Origin of the sequence: Shewanella sp. BJSY2023SW007 (assembly GCF_047314525.1) — a bacterium.
GTDB classification, from domain to species: domain Bacteria; phylum Pseudomonadota; class Gammaproteobacteria; order Enterobacterales; family Shewanellaceae; genus Shewanella; species Shewanella chilikensis.
The window spans coordinates 1-5,417 of the sequence record NZ_JBKORL010000026.1; the positions used below are offsets into that span (position 1 = coordinate 1).

At 52.2% G+C, this 5,417-nt stretch carries 6 protein-coding genes; 3 read left to right on the forward strand and 3 right to left on the reverse strand.

Features of this window, described 5'->3' with window-relative positions; translation table 11 throughout:
- Window positions 1–387 precede the first annotated feature (387 nt).
- From glsB to trmB, 3 genes are read right to left on the reverse strand one after another with little or no spacing between them, the layout of a single operon-like run.
- Window positions 388–1,302 carry a glutaminase B gene (glsB, locus tag ACMHXE_RS04920; RefSeq protein WP_221061024.1) on the reverse strand — a complete coding sequence of 305 codons (915 nt, stop codon included), beginning with the start codon at window positions 1,300–1,302 and terminating at the stop codon, window positions 388–390.
- On the reverse strand, window positions 1,302–1,625 hold the full coding sequence (locus ACMHXE_RS04925; RefSeq protein WP_025009472.1) for a YggL family protein: 324 nt from the start codon (window positions 1,623–1,625) through the stop codon (window positions 1,302–1,304). The genes glsB and ACMHXE_RS04925 overlap by 1 nt, the downstream gene beginning before the upstream one ends.
- Before the next feature lie 22 nt (window positions 1,626–1,647).
- Complete coding sequence (gene trmB, locus ACMHXE_RS04930) at window positions 1,648–2,364, reverse strand: tRNA (guanosine(46)-N7)-methyltransferase TrmB (RefSeq protein ID WP_221060754.1); 717 nt, start codon at window positions 2,362–2,364, stop codon at window positions 1,648–1,650.
- Window positions 2,365–2,534: 170 nt separating this feature from the next.
- Here trmB and mutY point away from each other — a divergent pair, with 170 nt between their 5' ends.
- The 3 genes from mutY to ACMHXE_RS04945 all read left to right on the forward strand — a co-directional run.
- Window positions 2,535–3,641, forward strand: coding sequence for an A/G-specific adenine glycosylase (gene mutY, locus ACMHXE_RS04935; RefSeq protein WP_413731557.1), 1,107 nt, complete (start codon window positions 2,535–2,537; stop codon window positions 3,639–3,641).
- A gap of 2 nt (window positions 3,642–3,643) precedes the next feature.
- Complete coding sequence (locus tag ACMHXE_RS04940; protein ID WP_039034915.1) at window positions 3,644–3,922, forward strand: oxidative damage protection protein; 279 nt, start codon at window positions 3,644–3,646, stop codon at window positions 3,920–3,922.
- 539 nt (window positions 3,923–4,461) lie between these two features.
- On the forward strand, window positions 4,462–5,417 hold a 956-nt coding region (locus ACMHXE_RS04945), incomplete at its 3' end, for an HlyD family secretion protein (RefSeq protein WP_413731559.1).

A 5,417-nucleotide genomic window follows, 5' to 3' on the forward strand; every position in this document is an offset into this window, starting at 1 on the left:
TTCCTTGGCTCGCGCTCATAAGCACACTCGCCACCGGCGAGCATTCGCCCTCAGCCACGTTATTTGCGCCAACGGCTTTCGGCGACACCGAGGGGAATTTGGTGCAATTCTGCAATCATAGCGTTGCTTGAAATTGCTTATATACCCACAGATATACGCCTATTTCCCAGGCACAGGTGGAACTGTCACCTTCCGAGCCAGGGATGGCGAGGCCGAGGCCGTTCTCGGACGTCCTGTCCTTCACTGCATTCAGGCTTCCTGCCTATCCGCACCGCAGGTGATGGGCTACATAGTGGCCGGAAACCCGGCAAGCGCCTAATGTGCAACTTTAGGCTGAAAACTATGGTATGGCGTAAAAACAAAGGCAGCGGAATGCTGCCTTTGGGATCAGAAAATTGAGCGGCCAACGGCCAGCCTGAGTTGCTCCAGCGCTGCCGTACCGGCGAGTGAGTTGCCGCTGCGGTCAAGCTCAGGCGACCAGACACAGATGGACATGTCACCGGGGATCACAGCGATGATGCCACCACCGACTCCACTCTTGCCCGGCATGCCGACCCGGTAGGCAAACTCACCGGCGCCGTCATAAAGCCCGGATGTAGCCAGGAGCGCATTGAGTCTGCGGCTCTGCAGCGGTGATATCAGCGCTTTGCCATCCAATGCCTTACCGCCTTGGACCAGATACATCATAGCCCGGGAAAGATCGGCGCAGCTCATTTTCAAGGCGCAGTAATGGAAATAGCTTCGCAGCACAGTATCCACATCATTGTTGAAGTTACCGAAGGACTTCATCAGATAGGCAATGGCTGCATTGCGGGCGCTGTGCTGATACTCGGAATCGGCCACCACCTTGTCGTAGCAGATATGCGGATTACCCGCCAAACGGCGAACCACTTCCAGCATTCTGTGCTTGGGCGCTCCGAGGCGGCTCTGCAGCAAGTCGGCTATGACCAGCGCACCTGCATTGATAAAGGGATTACGGGGAATGCCGCGCTCCAACTCCACCTGCACCAGAGAATTAAATGAGTGACCCGACGGCTCTTTGCCTACCCGGCTCCAGATTTCGCCTTCTTCATAGAGTGTCAGCGCCAGTGTCAGGCTGAACACTTTGGAAATACTTTGAATGGAAAAAGGCTCTAAATAATCCCCTGCCCCCACTGTGGTGCCGTCGGCCATGGTGACGGCAATCCCCAGCTTGTTGGCATTGACCTGGGCAAGGGCCGGAATATAATCCGCCACCTTACCCTGGCCAATCAGAGGGCGAACCCTGTCGAGCACCTGCTCAAGCAAGGCCTCGTCCGGGATTAACTCCACCAAATGTCGTACAGCTCAGTAACTTCCAACTCGCTGATTGGCTGAGCTTCCCAGAATGCCTTGACTGCGCTTCTGTCATCTTCGGTGCACTTGCCAATTCTTTGGGTGGCAATAATGCCTTCCCACTCTCTGTGGCCACCACCGTGGAAGCCCAAGCCTCTAGGTTCTATGACTTCATCAATAAAACGGTCGACCAGGGGATCTATCTGTTCCTCCGACACAGAGTCGGCAAAACGCCAACTAACGTCAAATCCCAACTCCTGGAATTCATCAACACGCAACTTCTTGCGCAAACGACGACTGCGAATAGCCATACTGCTTCTCCCTCTGGTGTAATTACTCTGTACGTTCGAACATCAGATCCCAAACACCGTGACCCAGGCGCTGGCCGCGGGCCTCGAACTTGGTCAACGGACGATAATCCGGGCGTGGCACTACAGTGCCATCGCTGGAAAGGTTACGATAGCCGGGGGCGGCATTCATCACTTCCAGCATATGCTCGCTGTAGTTTTCCCAATCGGTAGCCATGTGGAACACACCACCGATTTTCAGTTTACGGCGCACCAACTCGGCAAAGGCCGGCTGCACTATGCGGCGCTTGTGGTGGCGTTTTTTGTGCCATGGGTCGGGGAAAAACAGCTGCAGCCGCGCCAGAGAATTATCAGCAATGGTGTGCTCCAGCACTTCCATGGCATCGTGATGGAATACTCTCAGGTTGGTGACTCCGGCTTCGCCGGCATCGGCAAGACAGGCGCCCACACCGGGCTTGTGCACTTCGATACCGATAAAGTTAAGCTCGGGGGCTTCCTTGGCCATGGTCACCAGTGAGGCACCCATACCAAAACCTATCTCCAGCACTGTGTCTGCCTCACGGGCAAAAACGGCATTCAAATCCAGAGGCTCGGGGGAATAATCCAGCCCCATGCTGCCCCAATGCGCTTCTATGGCCTGGGCCTGGCCCTTGGTGAGGCGACCCTCACGCAGCACAAAGCTTCTTACTTTGCGCAGATACTTGCCTTCTTCGTTAAACTCGGCCGTTGTGACTTCGCTCATTTTTGCCCCTAGAGAGGTGTGAAAAAGAAGGGCATTATCCAAAGTTCACCATACAGTGCAAGCCCTGATGCTGAAAAAGTATACCAACAATCCACAAGAACGAAATAAGTCAATCATTTGGGGGGATCAATCTCCTTGTTTCGCCCCTTGGCTACGGCTACACTGCGCCGATGAACAAAACAGCCTCTTTCGCAGAACGTATCGTTAAATGGTACGACTTGAATGGTCGCAAGACTCTGCCATGGCAACAGCAAAAGACCCCATACAAAGTATGGATTTCTGAAATCATGTTGCAGCAGACCCAGGTCGCGACTGTTATCCCCTACTTCCAAAAATTCATTGCCCGTTTCCCCGATGTCGTCAGCCTGGCCAATGCCGACACGGACGAAGTGCTGCATCTGTGGACAGGTCTGGGCTATTACGCCCGTGCCCGTAACCTGCACAAGGCCGCCATCAAGGTGCGTGATGAGTTTAACGGCGAGTTTCCAACCGACTTTGACTCGGTACTGGCACTGCCGGGCATTGGACGCTCAACCGCAGGTGCTGTGCTGTCGCTGTCTTTGGGGCAACATCACCCCATATTGGATGGCAACGTCAAACGGGTACTGGCACGCCACGGCGCCATAGAAGGTTGGCCCGGGCAAAAGGATGTGGAAAACCAACTCTGGCAGCTGACTGAAGCACTCACGCCCAAAGCCGAGATCCAAAAATACAACCAGGCGATGATGGACATAGGTGCCACCATTTGCACCCGCTCCCGCCCCGCCTGTGACCAGTGCCCGGTCGCCCGCGACTGCAAGGCGCAGCTTATGGGGCGCCAGGGCGAATTCCCCGGCAAGAAACCGAAGAAGGCGATTCCGGCCAAAGAAGCCTGGCTACTGGTGCTGGAACACAATGGCGAGATCATGCTGCAGCAAAGGCCACCCGCCGGGATCTGGGGCGGCCTCTGGTGTTTCCCCGAGTTCAGCAACAGACAAAACCTGCAGCAAGCAGCCAAAGCCTTGGGGCTTGCAGAGCACAGCATCACTGAGCTACCCGGTTTTCGTCACACCTTCAGCCACTTTCACCTGGACGCTCAGCCTATGTTGCTGCGGCTAAAGAGCAAAGTAGCCACAGACATGCTGCTGGACCAAGGTCACAGCGCCCAGAGTAAAGACAGGGTAATGGAACCCAAACCCTGTCTCTGGTATAACTTAAACCAACCTTCCCGGGTGGGACTGGCCGCTGCAACAGAGCGGGTATTGGCCAGCCTGGAACCGAGTCTGACCAAGGAGTAAACATGGCACGCACAGTTAACTGCGTCTATCTCAAGAAAGAAGCCGATGGCCTGGATTTCCAACTGTATCCCGGCGAACTCGGCAAGCGCATTTTCGACAACATCAGCAAAGAGGCCTGGGGCCTGTGGCAGAAAAAACAGACCATGCTGATCAACGAAAAGAAACTGAACATGATGAATGTCGATGATCGCAAACTGTTGGAAGAGCAGATGGTCGCCTTCCTGTTCGAAGGTCAGGAAGTACAGATTGAAGGCTATGTGCCACCGGCAGAAGATGAATAAGCCGCTGTAACTATAGCGAGCGAAATGAGACAAGGCCCTTATGGGCCTTTATCACTCCTGTTAACCAGTTTTAAGAATCAATTCTCGTTGTTCACTAATCCAACCAACCAAAATGCAAAGTTAGGTTTTATTGACCACTAATATTTCTCAGAGCTAAAAGAACAGACTCAAGACGAGCCGATAAGTTACTCCTGCCAACAAAATTATCAACGTACTTACGCTAAGTACTTACACTGATAGTCTTACCAGCATAGCCGCACAATATGCAGCCAATAGAATGGTACTTTGCTACGTTATAGTCTTTTCCCCCAACAGACCTTATATATCGTCCGTAAAGTCCCATTGCTGTACCAGTGTGTTTAACAAGCTCTCTGAGGCTTCCTCAAGTCACTCCAACACGCTGTAATCAGAAAAACTTATCCAAATGAGTACTCAATCAAACTATCGTCCCCCAAAAAACTATCAAACATTTATTAACAAACATATAATTTCAGACACAAATGCCACGTGCTATAGCAGATCGTCAAGAGAGTTACCCTATGTCCCAAGCAGAGTCCTCCTCCAGAAAGTTGAGTTTTTTCATCATTGGCCTCGTCTTTTTCATTTGGCTCTATAGCTTGTGGGCTGATCGTGTAACCCCAATGACAGGGATGGCCAGAATCCACTCTTATCTGGTTAGAGTCGCTCCCGAAGTTTCAGGCAACATTACCGAGGTCAAGGTCAGAAATAACCAGGTGGTGGAACCCGGCCAGACTTTATTTGAAATTGATTCCAGAGATTACCAAATCAACTTGCGCACGGCTCAAGCCAACCTGGCTATTGCTGGGCAAAATATCGGCGCCAGTACTGCAGCCGTTGAAGTCGCGCAAGCCAAAGTGATTGAGTCATTGGCGGCGCGCGATAATACCAGAGAGCAAGCGGCGCGAATCACTGAATTGGCAGCAAAAGGCGTATTGAGTAAAGCTGAGCTGGATAATGCGATTGAAGCCAGGGATCGAGCCCAAGCCGCCTTAAATGCAGCAGAAGCCTCTCTGGTACAAGCAAAACAAAACCTTGGTCCTGAAGGGCAAGACAACCCGCAAATCCTCGCCGCAATAGCCAGCCTGGAAAAAGCACAGTTAGACTTACAACGCACTAAAGTCATTGCCCCTTCCAAAGGTATTGTGACCAACCTACAACTCACTGTTGGGCAAAAAGCCAGTGTAGGCTCTCCGCTACTTACTTTTATCGACCCAAGAGGTGTCTGGATATCAGCGCTGGTAAGAGAAAATTCTCTGGAGCATATCCGTGTCAATCAAAAAGTAAAAATTGTCATGGACGCTTTACCGGGTCGAGTGCTCGAAGGAAGAGTCGAAAGCATAGGCTGGGGCACGGGAGGGAGTAATGAAACGGATCAGGCTACGGTAGTGTTCATAAATCTGTGTCATTTGAGTAATATACACCCAAAAGGATATTCAAATGACCAAACCTACATTCGACATGGAAGCCGCCATTG

Bases quoted from the DNA above. Each gene is read 5' to 3' on its own strand.
- ACMHXE_RS04925 (WP_025009472.1), bottom strand. From the start codon at position 1,625: ATGGCTATTCGCAGTCGTCGTTTGCGCAAGAAGTTGCGTGTTGATGAA.
- ACMHXE_RS04940 (WP_039034915.1), top strand. From the start codon at position 3,644: ATGGCACGCACAGTTAACTGCGTCTATCTCAAGAAAGAAGCCGATGGC.
- mutY (WP_413731557.1), top strand. From the start codon at position 2,535: ATGAACAAAACAGCCTCTTTCGCAGAACGTATCGTTAAATGGTACGAC.
- trmB (WP_221060754.1), bottom strand. From the start codon at position 2,364: ATGAGCGAAGTCACAACGGCCGAGTTTAACGAAGAAGGCAAGTATCTG.